This is a genomic window from uncultured Clostridium sp. (assembly GCF_934754915.1).
In the GTDB taxonomy this organism is placed as follows: domain Bacteria; phylum Bacillota; class Clostridia; order Clostridiales; family Clostridiaceae; genus Clostridium.
The window spans coordinates 1-20,708 of sequence record NZ_CAKVKB010000009.1; the positions used below are offsets into that span (position 1 = coordinate 1).

General features: G+C 28.4%; 17 protein-coding genes. 16 read left to right on the forward strand and 1 reads right to left on the reverse strand.

The window, feature by feature from the left end; translation table 11 throughout:
* Positions 1–120: 120 nt before the first annotated feature.
* The 16 genes from Q0F58_RS02985 to Q0F58_RS03060 all read left to right on the forward strand — a co-directional run bounded on the left by Q0F58_RS02985 (position 121) and on the right by Q0F58_RS03060 (position 19,951).
* Positions 121–441 carry a hypothetical protein gene (locus Q0F58_RS02985; protein ID WP_294372385.1) on the forward strand — a complete coding sequence of 107 codons (321 nt, stop codon included), beginning with the start codon at positions 121–123 and terminating at the stop codon, positions 439–441.
* Between the two features lie 235 nt (positions 442–676).
* Entirely contained in the window at positions 677–2,800 is a 2,124-nt protein-coding gene (locus Q0F58_RS02990; RefSeq protein ID WP_294372388.1) for an RND family transporter, read from the forward strand.
* A 19-nt stretch (positions 2,801–2,819) separates the two neighbouring features.
* Positions 2,820–4,928 carry a hypothetical protein gene (locus Q0F58_RS02995; RefSeq protein ID WP_294372393.1) on the forward strand — a complete coding sequence of 703 codons (2,109 nt, stop codon included), beginning with the start codon at positions 2,820–2,822 and terminating at the stop codon, positions 4,926–4,928.
* A 252-nt stretch (positions 4,929–5,180) separates the two neighbouring features.
* Positions 5,181–6,080 carry an NUDIX domain-containing protein gene (locus Q0F58_RS03000; RefSeq protein ID WP_294372395.1) on the forward strand — a complete coding sequence of 300 codons (900 nt, stop codon included), beginning with the start codon at positions 5,181–5,183 and terminating at the stop codon, positions 6,078–6,080.
* A gap of 263 nt (positions 6,081–6,343) precedes the next feature.
* On the forward strand, positions 6,344–7,702 hold the full coding sequence (locus Q0F58_RS03005) for an MATE family efflux transporter (RefSeq protein ID WP_294372398.1): 1,359 nt from the start codon (positions 6,344–6,346) through the stop codon (positions 7,700–7,702).
* A gap of 129 nt (positions 7,703–7,831) precedes the next feature.
* Positions 7,832–9,589 carry a 1-deoxy-D-xylulose-5-phosphate synthase gene (locus tag Q0F58_RS03010; RefSeq protein WP_294372402.1) on the forward strand — a complete coding sequence of 586 codons (1,758 nt, stop codon included), beginning with the start codon at positions 7,832–7,834 and terminating at the stop codon, positions 9,587–9,589.
* Between the two features lie 241 nt (positions 9,590–9,830).
* The gene (locus tag Q0F58_RS03015; RefSeq protein ID WP_294372405.1) at positions 9,831–10,421 is read left to right on the forward strand and encodes a biotin transporter BioY; all 591 of its coding nucleotides are present in this window, start codon (positions 9,831–9,833) and stop codon (positions 10,419–10,421) included.
* Positions 10,414–11,370 carry a biotin synthase BioB gene (gene bioB, locus Q0F58_RS03020; RefSeq protein WP_294372407.1) on the forward strand — a complete coding sequence of 319 codons (957 nt, stop codon included), beginning with the start codon at positions 10,414–10,416 and terminating at the stop codon, positions 11,368–11,370. The genes Q0F58_RS03015 and bioB overlap by 8 nt, the downstream gene beginning before the upstream one ends.
* A gap of 424 nt (positions 11,371–11,794) precedes the next feature.
* Positions 11,795–12,463 (forward strand): peptidylprolyl isomerase, encoded by a 669-nt coding sequence (locus Q0F58_RS03025; RefSeq protein WP_294372410.1) that lies wholly within the window; start codon positions 11,795–11,797, stop codon positions 12,461–12,463.
* 90 nt (positions 12,464–12,553) lie between these two features.
* Positions 12,554–13,594, forward strand: coding sequence for an Acg family FMN-binding oxidoreductase (locus Q0F58_RS03030; RefSeq protein ID WP_294372412.1), 1,041 nt, complete (start codon positions 12,554–12,556; stop codon positions 13,592–13,594).
* A gap of 374 nt (positions 13,595–13,968) precedes the next feature.
* Entirely contained in the window at positions 13,969–15,891 is a 1,923-nt protein-coding gene (locus Q0F58_RS03035) for a PrkA family serine protein kinase (RefSeq protein ID WP_294372497.1), read from the forward strand.
* Between the two features lie 6 nt (positions 15,892–15,897).
* Positions 15,898–17,070, forward strand: coding sequence for a sporulation protein YhbH (gene yhbH, locus Q0F58_RS03040; RefSeq protein WP_294372415.1), 1,173 nt, complete (start codon positions 15,898–15,900; stop codon positions 17,068–17,070).
* Between the two features lie 3 nt (positions 17,071–17,073).
* Positions 17,074–18,444, forward strand: a complete 1,371-nt coding sequence (locus Q0F58_RS03045; protein WP_294372417.1) for a SpoVR family protein — start codon at positions 17,074–17,076, stop codon at positions 18,442–18,444.
* Between the two features lie 251 nt (positions 18,445–18,695).
* The gene (locus Q0F58_RS03050) at positions 18,696–19,241 is read left to right on the forward strand and encodes a rubrerythrin family protein (RefSeq protein ID WP_294372420.1); all 546 of its coding nucleotides are present in this window, start codon (positions 18,696–18,698) and stop codon (positions 19,239–19,241) included.
* A 14-nt stretch (positions 19,242–19,255) separates the two neighbouring features.
* Positions 19,256–19,531, forward strand: coding sequence for a hypothetical protein (locus tag Q0F58_RS03055; RefSeq protein ID WP_294372422.1), 276 nt, complete (start codon positions 19,256–19,258; stop codon positions 19,529–19,531).
* Positions 19,532–19,594: 63 nt separating this feature from the next.
* Positions 19,595–19,951, forward strand: a complete 357-nt coding sequence (locus Q0F58_RS03060) for a hypothetical protein (RefSeq protein ID WP_294372425.1) — start codon at positions 19,595–19,597, stop codon at positions 19,949–19,951.
* 118 nt (positions 19,952–20,069) lie between these two features.
* Here Q0F58_RS03060 and pssA read toward each other — a convergent pair whose 3' ends face one another.
* Positions 20,070–20,606 (reverse strand): CDP-diacylglycerol--serine O-phosphatidyltransferase, encoded by a 537-nt coding sequence (pssA, locus tag Q0F58_RS03065; RefSeq protein ID WP_294372428.1) that lies wholly within the window; start codon positions 20,604–20,606, stop codon positions 20,070–20,072.
* Between the last annotated feature and the right edge of the window lie 102 nt (positions 20,607–20,708).

A 20,708-nucleotide genomic window follows, 5' to 3' on the forward strand; every position in this document is an offset into this window, starting at 1 on the left:
TTAAAAATGAAGCTATATTATAACTCAGGATTAATATAAACCTAGTAGTTAAATAATTGTAAATATAGAAATATTTTTAAATATACGATGTAATGCTGAGAAGTTTTTGCGACAAACTTCTTGACAACTACCGTTGGAATAGGTTGTTCATTATCAATATCTCAGACCACTGCTTTGAACAAATTGCCAATGGAATATTATCCGCATGGTGTGGCAATTTTAAATACGCTTCAGCAGGTTGCAGCGGCAATAGGTTCAGCAGTATTTATAGGAATAATGTCAGCAGTACAGGAAAAATCAATCACAGCTGTGGAAAGCATAGAAAATTCAGTAGCTGTTGGATTTAAATATGCAGTTTTATCTTTAGATATATTTGTGTTTGTTGGATTTTGTCTGTCAATTTTTATCTCAATAAAGAGTAAAAATAAATTAACAGTATAATATTTAAGTCTTCTTGAAATTATAGATAAATATTGAAAATTTCTTTTGACAAATTTTTTTAAAACTATAGTAAAAATGTATTTGCAATGTGGAAAAAATATATTATTTTGTGGTAATATGGAGATGGTTGAAATGATAATTATTTTAATATAAATGCAAATATAAATAGTATATAAATAAAAAATCATCAGAGTTAATTTTATCATATTAAAGTTAGTCAGGAGGAGATAAATACATGAGTAAAAAAAATAACTTTATTATAGATATGATAATTTACAAAAGAAATATAATTGAAAAAATTTTTATAGTACTGGTTATATTAAGTGTAATAGAATTTCCATTTGTAAAAGTAAATTACGATTTAACTAAGTATCTTCCTGAAACAGCACCTTCTAAAATTGGTATTAATGTTTTAGAAGATCAGTTCAGTTATCCTGGTACAGCTAGAATAATGGTTAAAGATGTGTCTATATATGAAGCTAAAATAGTCAAAGATAAAATTGCAGCTGTTGATGGAGTCGATATGGTTACTTGGGCTGATGATACTACAGATATATATCAGAGTAACAATTTTATTGATTATTCAAAAATTGATGATTATTATAAAGATAATTATTCAGTAATGGATATTGTATTTAAGGAAGGGGACACAAGTTCAAAAACTTCTAAAGCTATAGATGATATAAAAGAAATAACCGGAGATAAGGGATATTTTTCTGGACCAGCAGTTGAAAATAAATCTCTTGATGAAACTTTAAAAAGAGAAATGACTATTGCAGTAATACTTGGAGTATCTATAATTGCATTAATATTAATATTAACAACAACATCTTGGTTTGAACCAGTTTTATTTTTAACTGTAATGGGAATTGCAGTAATAATAAACATGGGATCAAATATATTTTTAGGAACAGTTTCATTTCTAACATATAGTATTGCAGCAGTATTGCAACTTGCAGTTGCAATGGATTATTCTATTTTCTTGTTGCATTCATTTACTAGAGAAAAAGCTAAAGGATTAAGTAATGAAGAGGCAATAGCTAGTGCAATAAAACTTTCAGTAATATCTATATTGTCCAGTGGAGCAACAACTATAGTAGGTTTTCTGGCTCTTACAATAATGAACTTCTCCATCGGGTATGATATGGGATTAGTTCTTGCAAAAGGAATAGTAATAAGTATAGTGTCAGTTTTATTTTTGATGCCGTCTTTAATTTTGAGATTTGCAGATAAAATAGAAAAAACAGCACATAAGCCTTTCACACCATCATTTGAAAAACTTGGACAAGTATTATATAAGTTGAGATATACAATTATTGTAGTAGCAGTTATCGTTTCTGTTCCTTCATTTGTAGCACAGAATATGAACAATTTTCTTTATGGAAATGAATCACTAGGTGCTAGCCCAGGAACTGTTGTATATTCAGACACTCAAGAAATAAACAAACATTTTGGAAGAAGTAATTTAATACTTGCTATTGTTCCTAATACTTCAAATGTTACTGAAAAAAATATGGTAAATGAACTTAAGGATTTAGATTATGTAAGGAAAGTAACATCTTTGGCAGATACACTTCCAGAAGGGGTTCCTGAGATGATTATTCCTGAAAATACAAGAAAGCTTCTTCATACAGATGATTATGCACGTATGCTTATTTATACAAAAACTAAAGGTGAAAGTAAGGCTGCATTTGAAGCTAGCGATCAAATAAAAAATATTGTAAATAAATATTATAGCGATGAAAATTATGTTACAGGTGTAACACCATCAACTCAGGACATAAAAGAAATAATTACAGATGATTATAGTAAAGTAAATATTCTTTCAATGGTGGGAGTATTTATAATAATGGTTATTACTTTTAAATCACTGGTAATTCCATTTGTAGTGTTGATACCAATAGAAGCTGCTACTTTTGTTAATATGGGGCTTCCATATGTATATGGACAAGAATTGATTTATATGGGATATATAATTGTAAGTTCTCTTCAACTTGGAGCTACAATCGACTATTCGATATTGCTTACAGGAAATTATCTTGATTTTAGAAAAGAAAGTAACAAAGGTGAAGCTGCAATAAAAGCAATTGAAAGAAGTGCATTATCTGTATTTTCATCAGGAACAATACTTACATGTGTAGGATATGCACTATATTTTGTATCTTCGGTTCAAGCTATAGCGGATATTGGAAGGCTTATTGGAAGAGGTGCACTTTTTAGTGTAATATTTGTACTTGGATTGCTTCCTGCTTTATTAGTATTGACTGATAAAATTATTTTTCATAAATCCAATATTAAATTAAATAAGATAAATATTAAAAACATCAAGAAAAGTTTAAATTTGAATAAGAACAAATAATTAAAAGGACGTGAGAAAAATGAAATTGAATAGGTTAATATCGTATGCATTATGTGTGTCTATAATAGGATCTACTTTTTCATTAAATGCATATGCTGACAAAGCACAGGTTTCAACTGATGAAGCTGCATATGCAAAGCTTGATTATTATGGAAAAATAGCTGATTTAAGTGTAGTAAAAGGTGTTAGCTTAAATGGAATTAATAATTTTACTGATTATGGTGAATATAGTAAAGTAACTAATATGAGCAGTGATTTGCAGCCAGAAATAAATGATGATTCTGTTACATGGAATATACCAGGGGAAAATGACAAAAAAAGATTTTATTATGAATGTGTACCTAAAGATTTATCAAGTGTGAACATGCCTTGGACATTTGATATAAGTTATAAATTGAATGGAGTTCCTACAGATGCAGATAAATTAAAAGGAGCATCAGGACTTGTTGATATAGAAATAAAGGCAACTCCTAATGAAAATATACCAGATTATTATAAAAATAATATAGTATTACAAATAATGTCTTTATCAGATATGGAGAAAACACTTAGTGTGGAAGCACCAGGAGCTCAGATTCAATCCATGGGAACATATAAAGCTGTTGTATTTTTTGTATTGCCAGGTGAAGAAAAAACTGTAAATATTAGAATTGGAACAGATTCTTTTGAAACTGATGGAGTAGAAATGGCAATGATTCCAGGTACATTAGATACACTAGATAAAATTAAGCAGATTAAAGAAGTAAAAGACAAAGTGCAGGATTCATTTGATTCAATAAATGATAGTTTAAATAGTGTATTGACTACATTTAAAAATATGGGATCAAGTTTAAGTAATTTAAAGAATGGTATAAATTCTTTAAATAATATAATAAATAATATGACTAATTCTGAAGATGAGATAAATGGAAATACTGATGAACTTATTGAAAAAATGAGCATTTTGAGCAGTGAGATTTCAAATACTATACCATACTTTTCTAAGGCTTCTCAATGTATAAATGATACTAATAATGATGTTAATAATATTGTAGATACTATGTCAGAATTGAAGAACCAAGCTCAGGATTATCGAGATTGTTTAAATAAATTAAAAAGAGATTTAGCAAGATTACAGAAAATTCTTGATAAGTCACAAGATTTAAATGATGATGCATCAGATGCAATAGATGATTTATCAGATGATTTAAATAGGTTGAGAAAAACAAAGAGAGATTTTAAAAATAGTTTAGACAAATTAAGTGATTTGGGACAAGATTCTTCTGACAATTTAAGTGATATTGAGAGTGCAATTGAAAAAGCTCTAGGTATATCAAGCGATTCAAATATTAATAATGTCGGTAATCAGTCACTCAGCATAATTAAAAAACTAAAAAAAGCAATAAGCGGATTTGATGATATGAACGATGGTTTAAAGGATTTTCTAGATTATGCTGATGATTTAAATAAGGATTTACAGGATATATTAGACATAGGAACAGATTATTTGAAATTGGCAAATAACGCTGCTGATAATGCAGAAAATATTGTAGAGGCAACTAAAAAAATTACTGATAACTTAAAAAAATCAGCAGATATAGCAGACAGATTAATGGAAAATGTTGAAACATTAAATGAGACTGCAAACAATTATTATACTGATTCATTAGACATGGTAGATGATATGAAAGAGTTAAGTGAAGGGATGAATGGGGTTGTTGATAGTATTACAGGTTTAATAAACTCAATTCAGGATATCTTGGTAAATAATGAAGGCGAACTTAAAAATTCCAGAAATGACTCAATTCAAGCTGCTTTGACTTTAATTGAAAAAAGTATAGATTTAACAAAAAGTTCAGATGACATAAATAATTCTAATAATACAATCCATGATGCAGTAAATAACGAATTGGATGATACGGAATCTGATAGTAATGTACTTAACATGGATAATAGTGAAAATTTTGTTTCATTTACTTCAGACAAGAATCCGTCACCAGAAAGTATACAAATTATAGTTAGAACTGAAGAAATTAAGATAGATGATGATGATGATGGTTCTAATGATTTAGAAAAAAGTGCTGATGATGAAGGAATATTAACAAGAATTATAAATATCTTCAAGAAAATAGTAAATTATTTTAAATAATATATATTATTTGGATTATTAAGGGGCTGTTGCACAAAGATTAAATCATATTATATATGGCATCAAATAACTTAATTAATATGCTATATATGGTGATTGGATTTTTTAATGCAACAGCTCCTTAATTTTCATCTTAATAAAATCTTATCATTGACAAAGTAATAAAATGAGAATAATATAAATATAGAAAGTTAATGACAAATTGTCTTTAAGATAAAAACGTATAGATATTCAAGAAAGAGAGGGAATAGTATGTCTGTAACTAAGGTTAATAGCAGAGGGTTAACAGAAGAAGAATTTTTAAAAGAATATTCACCTGGCAATTATGAAAGACCATCAGTAACAACTGACATATTAGTATTTACAGTAAAAAATAAGGAAAATCCTGATATAAGAAAAGCTGATAAGAAAAATTTAAGAATTCTTCTTATCAAGAGAAAGGATCATCCATATATAGGACAATGGGCTATTCCAGGAGGATTTGTAGATATACATGAATCCTTAGAAGAAGCAGCAGAAAGGGAATTAAAGGAAGAAACAGATTTAGAAAATATTTATTTTGAACAGCTTGCTACTTATGGAAATGTTAATAGAGATCCAAGAATGAGGGTTATCTCAGTAGCGTATATGGCATTAATTCCAGATAAACATTTAAAACCAAGGGCTGGTGATGATGCTGATGATGTGGAATGGTTTAACATTTCTAGAGAACAGATTAAATCTAGTGAAAGTGAAGATATATGGCTTTTAAATTTAATTAATGATAATAATGATATAAGAATAACTTATAAAGTTATAGAAAAACATATAAGACGTGGAAAATCACTTGAGGTTGAAACTGTTGTGATGCAGCAATCTTTAACTGAAGATTCGCTTGCTTTTGACCATTACAGGATAATAGTAGATGCGCTTCAGAGATTGAAAAATAAAATTCAATATACAGCTATAGCATTTAATCTTGTAGATGAATTCTTTACAAGATCAGAAATAAAATCAATATATGAAGTTATATTAAATAGAAAATTTGATCACACTGAATTGTGGAGAATGATAAAAGATAAAGTTATAGAAACAGATTTAGTTACAAAAGAAAAGGCTCATAGGCCTTCAAAATACTATAGATTCAATCCTCAATGGCAATATAGGTTCTAAATTTTAATAATAAATTAAGTTATAATAATTTGTGCTGCATAATTTTTATGGGAAAAATAGAAAATATGCAGCATTGTTTTTGTGAAATTCTCTTATTGAATTGTATAGAATATGTAAATATAATTGATATGAATTCAGAAAATATTGTAGATAAAAGAGTTGAAAAGTGTATTGAAAAAAATTTTTTGAAATTTATTTATTAATATTTGAGTTTAAATATTAAAAAAATAAAGTATTTTAAAGATTATATGTGGGGTAACTGAATGGATAAAGAAAAGATTATGAATATGACGACTGGAAATCCGATAAAATTAATATTGGCATTTGCTATGCCTTTACTTATAGGAAATATATTTCAACAGTTATATAATATGGTGGATACTATAATTGTAGGAAGATATTTAGGAGTAAATGCATTAGCAGCAGTTGGAGCTACTGGTTCAATAAATTTTCTTGTGCTTGGTTTTATTATTGGGCTTACACAAGGTTTATCAATACTTATAGCTCAATATTATGGAGCACAGGATTATAAGAGCATAAGAAAATCTATAACTATGTCAATTTATCTTTATGGAATAGTAGGGGCAGTGATTACAATTGTCAGTGTTGTATTTTCAAAAGAATTATTAATGCTTCTTAATACTCCTGAAGATATAATAATTCAGGCTGATGCATACATAAGAGTGATTTTCTGGGGGATTTTTGTAATAATATTATTTAATCTTCTTTCAGGAATTTTACGTGCCCTTGGAGATAGCAAGACACCACTATATTCATTATTGATATCATCTGTTATAAATATTATTCTTGATGTTTTATTTATTGTTCTATTTAAAAGTGGAGTAGCAGGTGCTGCTTATGCTACAGTAATAGCACAATTAGTATCATCTGCATTTTGCTTTTATAAAATTCTTAAAATAGATGTAATAAAAATATACAGAGAAGATTGGAGTTTTGATAAAAATTTCTTTACTAAATCATTTAAATTAGGATTACCCGTTGCATTGATGAATTCAGTAACAGCAGTTGGGGTTATGGTTCTTCAGTTTGCAGTAAATGGGTATGGTGCAATTTCAGTTGCAGCATATTCAGCAGGATCTAAAATAATAATGATATTAGAGCAAATAAGTGTTACTTTTGGAAGTGCAATTGCTACTTATGCAGGGCAGAATCTTGGAGCAGGTAAAATTGCAAGAATAAAAGAAGGAGTGCGAAAAACAAATATTGTATTGTTTACAATTAATGTGATTATAGGATTGGGTACAATTATTTTTGGAAAAGAATTACTTGCATTATTTGTATCAGAGACAGAAATTCAAGTAATCGATATAGGATATGAATTCTTAGTTATAACATCCATATTTTTATGTATACTTGGTGTATTGTGGATTTACAGGTCTACACTTCAAGCAATAGGTGATACTTTTGTGCCTATGCTGTCAGGAATTTTGGAATTTGCATCAAGAATTATAATTGTAATGATAATTCCTAAACTTATAGGATTTAAAGGAATACCACTTAGTGAGGTGGCTGCATGGACAACAGCGTCAATTCTCCTTGTAATTACTTATATTTATAGGATATCTAAATTGAATAATAAAGAAGAAAAGAATGCATACTGATTATATATGGATGATCATATAAATGCTGTCATTATTATATAAAATTTATTTTTTTATTAAAAAGTATTGACTTAGAGTTAACTCTAAGTGCTACAGTAATATTGAAAGTATGAGTATGGAGGGAAATGTATGTATTTAGAAAAAATAAATTCACCACAAGATGTAAAAAAATTATCTTTAGATGAATTAAAAAGTTTAAGCAGTGAGATTAGAGAAAAACTTCTAAAAAAGTTAAGTGAACATGGTGGTCATATTGGTCCAAATCTAGGAATTGTTGAATTAACAGTAGCATTACATTATGTTTTTGATTCACCAAAAGATAAGATTGTTTATGATGTATCACATCAAAGCTATGTTCATAAAATGCTTACAGGAAGAAAAGATGCATTTATTGACGAAAAGAAATATGATGATGTTTCTGGTTATTCTAATCCAGAAGAAAGCAAACATGACTTTTTTACAATTGGTCATACTTCAACATCAATAAGTCTTGCATGTGGTCTTGCAAAAGGAAGAGATTTAAAAAATGAAAAGGATAATATAATTGCACTCATAGGAGATGGATCTCTTAGTGGAGGAGAAGCCTATGAAGGTTTAAATAATGTAGCAGAAGCTGGAACTAACATGATTGTGATTGTAAATGACAATGATATGTCAATAGCAGAAAATCATGGGGGATTATATAAAAATTTATGTGAATTAAGAAAAACTGAAGGAAAGTGTGAATGTAATTTCTTTAAAGCAATGGGATTTGATTATCTTTATGTAAAAGATGGCCATGATTTTGAACAATTAATAAGCGCATTTAAGCAAGTTAAAGATATAGATCATCCTGTAGTAATACATATTCATACAATTAAGGGAAAAGGATATGCTCCAGCAGAAAACAATAAAGAATTATGGCACTGGGGAATGCCTTTTGAAATTGAAAGTGGAAAATCAAAGTTTTCAATGGGAAATGCAGAATCGTATGAAAACATTACAGCAGAATATTTGTTAGATGCAATGAAAAAAGATCCAACTGTAATGGCTATAACATCTGGAACACCAGGAGTATTTGGATTTAGTAAAGATAGAAGAGAAGAGGCTGGAAAACAATTTGTTGATGTTGGTATTGCAGAGGAACATGCAGTAGCTTTAGCATCAGGTGTTGCAAAGAATGGTGGAAAACCAGTTTATGGAGTATATAGCACTTTTGTTCAACGTACATACGATCAAATTTCTCAAGATTTATGTATTAACAATAATTCAGCAACTATATTAGTATTTGCCGGATCAGTGTATGGAATGAATGATGTTACACATCTTGGATTATATGATATATCTATGATTGGAAATATTCCTAATATGGTATATTTAGCTCCAACATGCAAAGAAGAATATTTGGCAATGCTTAAATGGGCAGTAAATCAAGATAAGCACCCAGTATCTATTCGTGTACCTGCAAATGGAGTTATAGAGAGTGGAATTGAAGATGTTACAGATTATAATGAACTAAATAAATTCCAGGTAAATAAAAAAGGAAAAGATGTTGCGGTTATAGCGTTAGGTGATTTTTATTCTATAGGAGAAAGTGTAGTTGAAAAACTTTCAGATAGCAATATTGAAGCGACTTTAATTAATCCTAAATTTATTACAGGACTTGATGAAAAGTTATTGGAAGATTTAAAGAAAGACCATAAACTTGTTATTACATTAGAAGATGGAATTTTAGATGGTGGTTTTGGACAGAAAATAGCTTCATATTATGGTGATTCAGATATTAAAGTTAAAAACTTTGGAATAGAAAAATCATTCCCAGACAGATATGATGTACAAGAAATTCTTAACGAAAATGGTATATCTGTAGATAATATTGTAAATTATATAAAAAGTTCAATAAATTAATTTATAATAGTTAATGAGAAATGGATCTTTAAATATTAATTTATCATAATAGCTATTATATTAAACCATATTTAAATATATAAATGCTGTGTATTAATTTGATACATGGCATTTTTTATTTTTTTATATTAATTGTAAACTTGATTGTTAACTTATAAAAAAAATAAGTTGACAATAATAATTAAACAATATATAGTTATATTGTAAAAATAAATTATATTTACGATTTGGGGTGCAATATATGACAGATTTTAAAATTACAACAAGAGATATGATTCTTGTTTCAATGTTTACTGCTTTAATAGCAGTAGGGGCTTTTATTAAAATACCAATTGGACCAGTTCCAATAACCTTACAATTATTATTTATAAGTTTAGCAGCTGTTCTTTTAGGATGGAAGCTTGGGGCTATGTCTGTATTGGTTTATGTAGTTTTAGGACTTATAGGATTTCCAATATTCACCGGAGGTGGTGGAATAAGCTATGTTGTAAATCCTACATTTGGATTTCTTATAGCATTTATTTTAGGAGCAGCTTTGACAGGATATTTAACAGAAAAGATGAAAAAGGTATCTGTTATAAAATTATTTGGAGCATGTTATGCTGGACTTGCAATTATTTACTTAATAGGTGTTGCATATTTTTATTTTATTATGAATTTTTATCTTGGAAAACAGGTAAGTGTTATGAGTGCAATAATGACATGTTTTGTAGTATTCATACCAGGTGACATATGTAAGTGTATCATAACATCAATTGCTGGTGTAAAATTGATTCCAATACTTAGAAAGATGAATTATATTAAAGTGAATGAAGGCAGTGTACATGCTTAATAATAAAGTGGTTGATAAGTTAAAAAATAAGATTTTAAATGGAAAACTTATAAATAAACAAGAAGCACTGACTTTGATTAATGAAGACTGTGATGAACTTTGCAGTGCAGCTAATGAGATAAGAAAGCATTATTGTAGTAACAATTTTGATTTATGCTCAGTCATAAGTGGAAGAATAGGAAGGTGTTCTGAAGACTGCAAATTTTGTGCACAATCTTCTCATTATAACGGTCAATGTAAGGTTCAGAATATGATTTCATATGAGGACTTTAAAGAGGATGCAATTTCAAATTTCAATAAGGGTATAAATAGGTATGGAGTAGTTTCAGCAGGAAAAAGGATAACTGATAAAGAAGTAGAAATACTCTGTGATTCATATAGAAAATTGAAAAGAGATTGTAATATTTCAATATGTGGATATGGAGGGATACTTCCATATGATCAAATTGTTAAATTAAAAGAAGCAGGAGTAACAAGGTATCACAATAATCTTGAAACTTCAAGAAGAGTGTTCAAAAATGTATGCACAACACATACATATGATGATAAATATCAGACTTTAGAATATGCAAAAAAAGCTGGTCTTGAAATTTGTTCAGGAGGACTTTTGGGAATTGGTGAAAATATGGAAGATAGAATTGATATGGCTTTTGACCTTCAGAAACTTCAAGTTGATTCAGTGCCAATAAATATATTACAGCCAAAGAAAGGAACTCCTTTTGAGAATGCTGAAAGCATTTCTTATGAAGAAATTTTAAGGACAATTGCAATATTCAGGTTTATACTTCCTAAATCTCAGATAAGACTTGCAGCTGGAAGACTTGATTTGCCTCAAGGAGGAAGAAAATGCTTTGAAAGTGGAGCAAATGCTGCAATTTCTGGAAACATGATTACTGTAAATGGCATTGATCCTGAGCAGGATATAGCAGAGCTTAAAAATTTTAAATAAATGTATTATTTAAATAAGATATATCGTAAAAATACTGATATATCTTATTTTTTGTTTCAAAGAAATTTATTAAACATGGATTATATTTAAAAAATGTTGTTTTGATTTTTTGATATAATATATTATGTTACAATAATAAAATAACGTAGAAATATTGCAGAGATTTCATAATTAAGAATTTTTCATATTAATATAAATATCAAGAATTAAACAATATATATTATTCTGAATATAAATATATACACTATATATTGATTTAAATTATATAAATTTATAATTATGAAATATCCACAATTAAATTGTATATTGTTAATTGAAATATATATTTTATACAAGACTTATTTTTGAGGATTAGGATAAAATATAAATAAATTTTACAATCAATTTAGTTAAAAATAGATATTGAGAAGAGGATGGTTTGAGAATGAAGAAATTTATAAAAATTATTACAGTTATTCTATGCATAATTCCAATTACACTTATAGGGTGTGGAAATCAGCAAAACAAAAGCCAAGAAAATAAAGAAAGTACAGAAATGTCAGATAAAAATAAAGATTTAACAGAGTCATCAGAAAATTTACCTGTAGCAACTATAGAAGTAGAAGGATATGGAACAATAAAAGCAGAATTATATCCTGAAGTAGCACCGAATACAGTAAATAATTTTATTTACTTAGCTAATAGTGGATTTTATGATAATCTAACTTTTCATAGGGTTATTAAAAATTTCATGATTCAGGGAGGAGATCCTGATGGAAATGGAACAGGAGGACCTGGATATACTATTGAAGGTGAATTCACATCAAATGGTATAGCAAATAGTTTAAAACATACAGAAGGAGTATTGTCTATGGCTAGAGCTAAAGATCCTGATAGTGCAGGAAGCCAGTTCTTTATAATGACTAAAGCAGCTTCCCATCTTGATGGAGATTATGCGGCATTTGGTAAAGTTATAAGTGGAATGGATGTTGTCAATGAAATAGAAAATGTAAAAACAGATTCTAATGATAAACCTAAGGACGGTGTTGTGATTAAATCAATACATGTTGATACAAATGGTGTAGATTATCCTGAACCTGTAAAAATTAAATAAAAGAAAGAATTGACAATATTTTTAGCAGGGTAGTATTAGCGTTGCATAAGATTGTTATACAACGCTATATTATTTTGGGGGGAGTTTTTTGTGAAAGATAAAATATTAAATGAAACTGATAAAAATGTAGACAATCTTCCAGAAGAAATTTCAGAAATAATCTATTATGGATCGATGGCTCCTAATTCACATAATACTCAATTATGGAAGGTGTCTGTTGATCCAGAAAAAAATATTATGAAAATATATTTAGATGAAGAACGTACTTTAAAAAAAGTAGATAGTGAAAACAGAGAAGCATATATTTCTATTGGTGCATTTACTACAAATATTTTAATGGCTTTTGAAGCATATGGATATGAAACTGATTTGTCAATTTCTGAAATAGATGGTGGCAATGTGGTCTTGATTAAATATAAAAAGTTAGAAGAAGATAATGTAAATGATGAAATAATTAATGCCATTATGAAACGTCACACTGATAAAAGACCTTTTTTAAATAAAAATATTAATGATGAGGATATTGAAAAAGTTATAGATGATAATAATGTATTTTTCTTAAAAAGTGGTTCTGAATCATTTGAATATATAAAAAAATCAACAGTTTCTGCAATGGAAAAACAGGCATATGATAAAAATAAAGCTGAGGAATTTTCAAAGTGGTTACGTTTGTCTGATAAAGAAACTATTGATAGTAAAGATGGTCTTTCGGCAGAACAACTTGGATTAACTGGCTTTGTAAAAAGTATATATTATCTTATTACTACTCATGAAAGTGCAAAAGAAGATTCTTATGCAAAACAGTCTGTAGATACAACTAAAAAGCAAGTTGATGGTTGTTCTGGATTTTTTATAATCACTGGAGGGACAAGCGATGATGAACTGATTAAAACAGGAATGTTATTGGAAAGGACTTGGCTTAAAGCTGTTGAAGCGGGGATTTCGATACATCCTATGAGTCAAGCTTTAGAAGAAGAGCCATATTGTGATGAGATAAGTGATGAATTAAATACTAATATGCCAGTACAAATGGTACTAAGAGCTGGTTATGTAAAAGAATATGGTGAAAATAATAAAATAAGAAGAGATCTTTGTGATTATGTAACTGTCAAAAATATCTCGTTAAATTAAGATATATATTGTAATTAAAAATGTACAATGCACAATTTATAATGAATAATGAAATCTTTGTAAGTTTTATTTTATATTGAATGGTTCTGTTATTAAAGTACATATATGAATTATAATTGTCCATTACTAATTTAGAATATATTTTTGGATTATGAAAAATCATTTTTTAATATTTAAAAATTGAGATATAAAAAATATCTCAATTTTTTTGTTATATATAAAAGTGGTTTTACATAATTATTAATATAAGTGCATAGATGCAATTTACTTCCAATGGATTTTTGCATTTATATGTAATTAACTTTTAAAAATTAGTCATACTGTAATGTTTTATATGAATATATTGTAATTAGGAGGGGGGAATATTTATGAGTATGAACTTTAAGGAATTTATTGAAACTGATAGAGAGAGGGCTAATACACAAAAATTTGAAGGAACTTTTTTAGAATATCTTGATATTGTAAAAGAACATCCTGAAATTGTTAAACTAGCTCACAAAAGACTTTATGATATGATTAAGAATAAAGGTGTTGAAGAATTAAAAGCTGAAGAAAATCCAAAAGTAAGAAAAATTTATGGAAATGAAATTATAAGGCGATATGGTTTCTTTAAAGATGATTTTTATGGAATTGATAAGGTTATCATGAAGCTTGTTAATTATTTTAAATCTGCTGCAATGAAAGGTGAGGAATCGAGACAGGTATTATATTTAGTTGGTCCTGTAGGAGCTGGTAAATCATCAATAGTTGAAAGCTTAAAGTCAGCAATAGAGGATTGTGATCCAGTATATGCATTGAAGGGATGCCCAATGCATGAAGAGCCGCTTCATCTTATTCCAAAACATTTAAGACCTAAATTTGAAGAAATTCTTGGAGTTCAGATTGAAGGGGATTTGTGTCCTGTATGTAAGTATAAATTAATGCATGAACTTAATGGAATGTATGAAGAATTCCCTGTTGAAAGAGTTGGATTTTCTATAAGGTCGAGAAAAGGAGTTGGTGTGGTTCCTCCTGTAGATCCTAATAATCAGGATACTTCAATACTTACAGGATCAATTGATATTTCAAAAATGGATTTATACTCTGAAGATGATCCTAGAATATTTTCTTTAAATGGTGCTTTTAATGTTGGTAACAGAGGGCTTGTTGAATTCATAGAAGTGTTTAAAAATGATGTTGAATATCTTCATACAATAATTACAGCAACTCAGGAAAAATCAGTCCCATCCCCAGGAAAAGGTTCAATGATTTATTTTGATGGTGTTATTGTAGCTCATTCTAATGAAGCAGAATGGAATAAGTTTAAATCAGATCATACCAATGAAGCGATATTAGACAGAATAGTAAAAATAGAAGTGCCTTATTGCTTGGAGCTTGATGAGGAAGTTAAGATATATCAAAAGATTTTGAGAAAGAGTAATTTTAATGCTCATATTGCACCTCATACAATTGAAGTTGCAGCAATGTTTGCAATTCTTTCAAGACTTACACCATCTGCAAAAGCTGATAGTATGACAAAACTTAAAATTTATAATGGTGAAGAGATAGTTGAAAAAGGAACTACAAAAAAGATAGATATTACTGAACTTAGGGAAGAAGCAGGACAGTATGAAGGTATGAAGGGAATAAGTACAAGATTTATTATAAAAGCAATAGATAATGCTCTTGCAGAATCTGAATATGACTGTATAAATCCTTTAAGTGTAATGGAAAATATAATTAAGTCAGTTAAAGAAATGGATATTGCAGCTGATGATAAAAAGAGATATTTAGGATTCATACAGGATACTATACGAAAAGAATATAATAAAATTCTTGAAAGAGAAATTACAAAAGCATTTATACATTCATTCAGAGAACAAGCTGAAAGTTTATTTAATAACTATATCGACAATGCAGAAGCTTATGTTAACAAAACAAAAATTAAGGATGCTTCTACTGGTGAAGAACTTAATCCAGATGAAGACTTTATGAGAAGCATTGAAGAACAAATAGGTGTTTATGCAGCATCAGCAAAAGGCTTTAGATCTGATGTTACTTCATATATGTTCTATATAATCAGAAAAGGTGGTAAATTAGATTATACTTCTTATGAACCATTAAAAGAAGCTATAGAAAAGAAATTGACAGAATCAGTTAAGGATTTATCTAGAATCATTACAAAATCAAAAGTAAGGGATAAAGAGCAGGCAGAAAAATACAATTCTATGGTTGAAGAAATGAAGAAAAATGGATATTGTATACACTGCTGTGATGTAATATTGAAATATGCAGCGAATAATTTATGGAGAGATTAAAAAGTTATGGCTGTATTTAGGGATTATACAAATAATCCAGTTGATCATGATAGATCCATAGAAGATAGAAGAAGACATAGACAGCTTGTTGAGAAGTCAATTAAAGAAAATCTTGGAGATATACTATCTGAAGAAAGTATTGTAGGTGAAAGCAAGAATAAAAAATTTAAGATTCCTATTAAGGGGATCAAGGAATATCAATTTGTATATGGAAGGAATTCTAAAGGTGTTGCAACTGGTGTTGGTGATGAACAGAGAGGAGATAAAATAGGAAGTAAAAAACAGCCTGCACAAGGAAATAAAGGTGCTGGAAATCAAGAAGGCGATGATGTTTATGAAACTGAAATTACTCTTGAAGAATTAATGGATTATATTTCAGAAGATTTAAATCTTCCAAATCTTGATCAGAAAAAATACTCTGAAATAGTTACAGAAAGTACTGGAAAAAAACGAGGATATCAAACTCATGGAATAAGGCCACGTCTTGCTAAGAAAAAAACTGTAATGACTAAGATAGCAAGAAAACAGGGGAAAAAGAGGGCACTTAAAGAACTGGGAGAAAATAATGAAATAGAAAGATTTCCATTTAGAGAAGAAGATTTAAGATATTATAGAGTAAAAATGAAACCTAAAAGAGATAGCAATGCTGTAATGATATTTATTATGGATGCATCAGGTTCAATGGATGTTACAAAAAAATATCTTGCACGTTCATTTTTCTTTGTATTAGCTACATTTTTGAAGAGAAAATATAATAACATTGCATTTGAGTTTATATATCACACTACTGTCGCTAAAAGAGTGGATGAATATGAATTCTTCCATAAATCAGAATCTGGAGGCACATATATTTCAAGTGGTATTAATGAAGCATTAAGTGTTATAGAAGAAAAATATCCTGTTGCTTCATGGAATATATATCCTATATATGCTAGTGATGGTGACAATTGGTCTGAGGATAATGAAAAGGCAATTTCAGCTGTGAAAAAAATATGTGGAGTAAGCAATATGTTTGGCTATGCAGAACTTCTTCCTTCAACATATACAACAACAATGTATCATAAATTTAACAAGGAAATTACTAATGAAAATTTTGTACCAGTAGTAATAAAAGAAAAAAAGGATTTATGGGATGCACTTAGAACCATGCTTAGAAAGGAACTAAAGGAGGAGGAGTAGATTATGAAGTATAGTATTTATGACTTGGAAAAATGGAATGAAAAAATAGAAGAAAAAGTTAAGGAATATGGTCTTGATTACTATCCTCAAGAATTTGAAATAATAGGGTTTAATGAAATGATTGGATATGAAGCTTATGTTGGAATGCCTTCAAGATATCCGCACTGGAGTTTTGGTAAATCCTATGAAAAAACTAAAACTCTTTACTCCTTGAATTTAACAGGACTTCCCTATGAAATGGTTATAAATTCAAATCCGTGTCTTGCATACTTAATGAAGGACAATACGTTATTATTACAGATTCTTACTATGGCTCATGTATATGGGCATAATGATTTTTTTAAAAACAACAGATTATTTAAACAAGGAACTAATGCAGATTATACTCTTGAAATGTTCAATCTTGATTCAAAGATAGTACGTGATTATATTGATGATCCTAGTATTGGATATGCAAAAGTAGAGAGAATTTTAGATGCAGCACATGCTTTGAGATTTCAAGTAGGAAGAAGTATAGGTGTTAAAGAATTATCTAATGATGAGATAAAGGACACTATTATTAAGGAATATGAAAGTAAAAAAGAAAATCGGGGAATTTTAGATTCGCATATTGAGATACAGCTTCCTGATTTAGAAAAAGTGCCATTAGAACCTGTGGATGATGTTATGGGATTCATTATTAAATATGGAAATCTTGAGGAATGGGAAAAGACAATATTAAGGATAGTAAAAAGAGAGGCTCAGTATTTCATTCCTCAGGTTGAAACAAAAATAATGAATGAAGGATGGGCAAGCTATACTCATTATAATATATTAAAACAACTTGATCTTCCACAAGAACTTCATTTTGAATTCCTAAAGAGGCATAATGATGTAATTGCCCCAGCTATTGGAGGATTAAACCCATATTATGTTGGTTTCAAAATATTTGAAGATCTTGATAAAAAATATGGAAAAGAAAAAATATTTGAAGTAAGGGAAGTTGATAGAGATGCTTCATTTATTAGAAGATATTTAACAAAAGAATTATGTGAAGAGTTAAATCTATTCCAATATAATCATAGAACATTTGATACAATAATTGAAGAAATATCTGATGAAGATGGATGGAAGGTAATTCGTGATACTATGAGCTATACATGTGGAATGGGTGGCATTCCATATGTAAGAGTAATTGATTTTAATAAAAAAGACAATACTCTTACTTTAGAAAATGTTTTTGATGGAAGAGCATTAGAACTTTCATATGCAAAAGAAACATTAAAATATGTACAAGAACTTTGGGGATATGATGTTAAATTGATTACTAAAGGGTCAGACAGACAGGAAATAATAATTAAATGTGATCAGGATAAGAAAATTACAATAGTATAAAAATGCAAGGCTGATGCGTAAATATTAATTAGGCTGAATCTAATGTTTAAATTCTTAATAAACAATTTTAGATTTAGCAGTAAAAATGTTTAATGCAGCAGTCTTGTTTTTTGATTTAGAGTTTATTTGGATAACTAATTTTTGTAAAGAATAAAAACATAATAGCATAAGATTTTATATGAAAGCATTAGTAACCAAAAAAATCTGTGAGAATAATATGAAAATATGGAAAAATACTTAGGAGATTATGAATGAACTTAAAAGGAAGCAGAACAGAAAAAAATTTATATAAAACATTTGCAGGTGAATGCAGGGCTAGAACCAAATATGATTTATATGCGGAAAAAGCTAAATGTGATGGATATATGTGGATTGCAGAGGTTTTTGAAGAAACTGCAAAAAATGAATTTGCTCATGCAAGGGAAGCTTATAAAAAATATTTAAGTAGAATTAATTGTACAAAAAATAATCTTATAGAAGCTGCCGTTGGTGAATCTGAAGAAGCTAATGTAATATATAAGGAATTTGAAAAAATTGCAGAAGAAGAAGGATTTCATGAAATAGCTCATTTTTATAAGGAACTTCAGGAAGTTGAGGAACATCATAAAAAAAGGTACCTTGAACTGGCAAAGAAGATGAAAGATAATATTCTTTATAAAAGTAACAATAAAGATACATTGTGGATGTGCTTAAATTGTGGTTATATACATGAAGGCTGTGAGGCACCAGAAAGGTGTCCATTATGTGGATATTCAATTGGATATTTTAAAAATATAAGTTCAAAGATATGCAAATAGGGGGAAGCTGTAGTATGTTGTATGTATATCCAGATGAATTTATAGTCCCAGTAGTATTTGTTGATATTAAAGAAATTATGGATAAACAAAAAGATTATAATAATATTAAAGAAAAAAATAATATAAAATCAACTTATATAGATTGTGAAATATTTCGGAATAATGATGATGAATACTATGATGAATTACAAAAAGAACTTGTTATTGCTTGCCAGTATGAAAGAGAATGCGCATCATATCTAAATTATGGAGATGATGACTATATAACTGATGAAACAGGAAGAATTTAATTATAATGAAGATAAAAGGCGAATATATTAATAGTATATAGAAATAAAAGAGGAATATGTGTAATGAAATATGATGAATTAGCCCAAAATCATTATAATGATATAGAAAATTTAAGCAGACTCATGAAAAATTATGTAGATGCATATAGATTACTTATAGCAGGAGCGGCAGAATTGTATAATGTAAATTTGGCTAAAAAGAGTGATGTAAAAAAAGCATTAGAAAGAGTTGATGGTTTAGGAAGTCTTATTGATAATGTAATTGAGGCATTAGATAGATGTGAAAGTGGATATTTAAAGTATTGTAAGATAAAAAATGATTATATATCTATAAGCACACAGAAAAATAAAATATATACAGAAATAGATAATGAACTGAATTTTCAGAATAATGGAAGGGATGATGAGGAGGAAGATTAGTTTTAAATATAGAAAAAAGAGAGCTGTTGTATTAAAGATTATAGTTGCAATATTTGAAAATGAATTATCATCCAAATATTGTAAATTTTTTATCTTTATACAACAACTCTTTTTGATTTTATACTTTTTTTAAACGTATTGTACTTACCATTAAATAAGAACCAACAATCATAAGAACAATGGTTATATAAGTAAGAACAGAGCTTAATTCTACTTTGAATAATAACAATAATAATGAAAATAATGCCATAAAACAACCAACTATTGTTATTGGAATACCTGTAAACACACCGTCAAACTGAGCCGTATTATAACGTGCAAGTCTAAACGCTCCACATATTGGGAATAATAACAATATTATAAAACCAATAATACCTAATAATCCAGATTCATTAAGGTTAAATAAAACATGAATAAGGATTGATGGAGCAACTCCAAAAGAAACAAGATCTGCTAACGAATCAAGTTCCTTTCCAAGATCACTAGATACATTTAAAAAACGAGCTATTCGTCCATCATATCTATCTACTAATCCTGCTAATAAGATAAACATACTTGCTAAAATATATTTTTCATTCATTGTTGACATTATAGATAATATTCCACAAGATAAATTAATAAAAGTAAATACATTAGGAATACAGCTTTTCCTCATAAAATCACTCCCGAAATTATAAAAAATACTTACAAAGAGTTATTATAGCACATTAACTGAAATAATATAAGGTATAAGTTAACCTTTAAGAATTTATTAAGG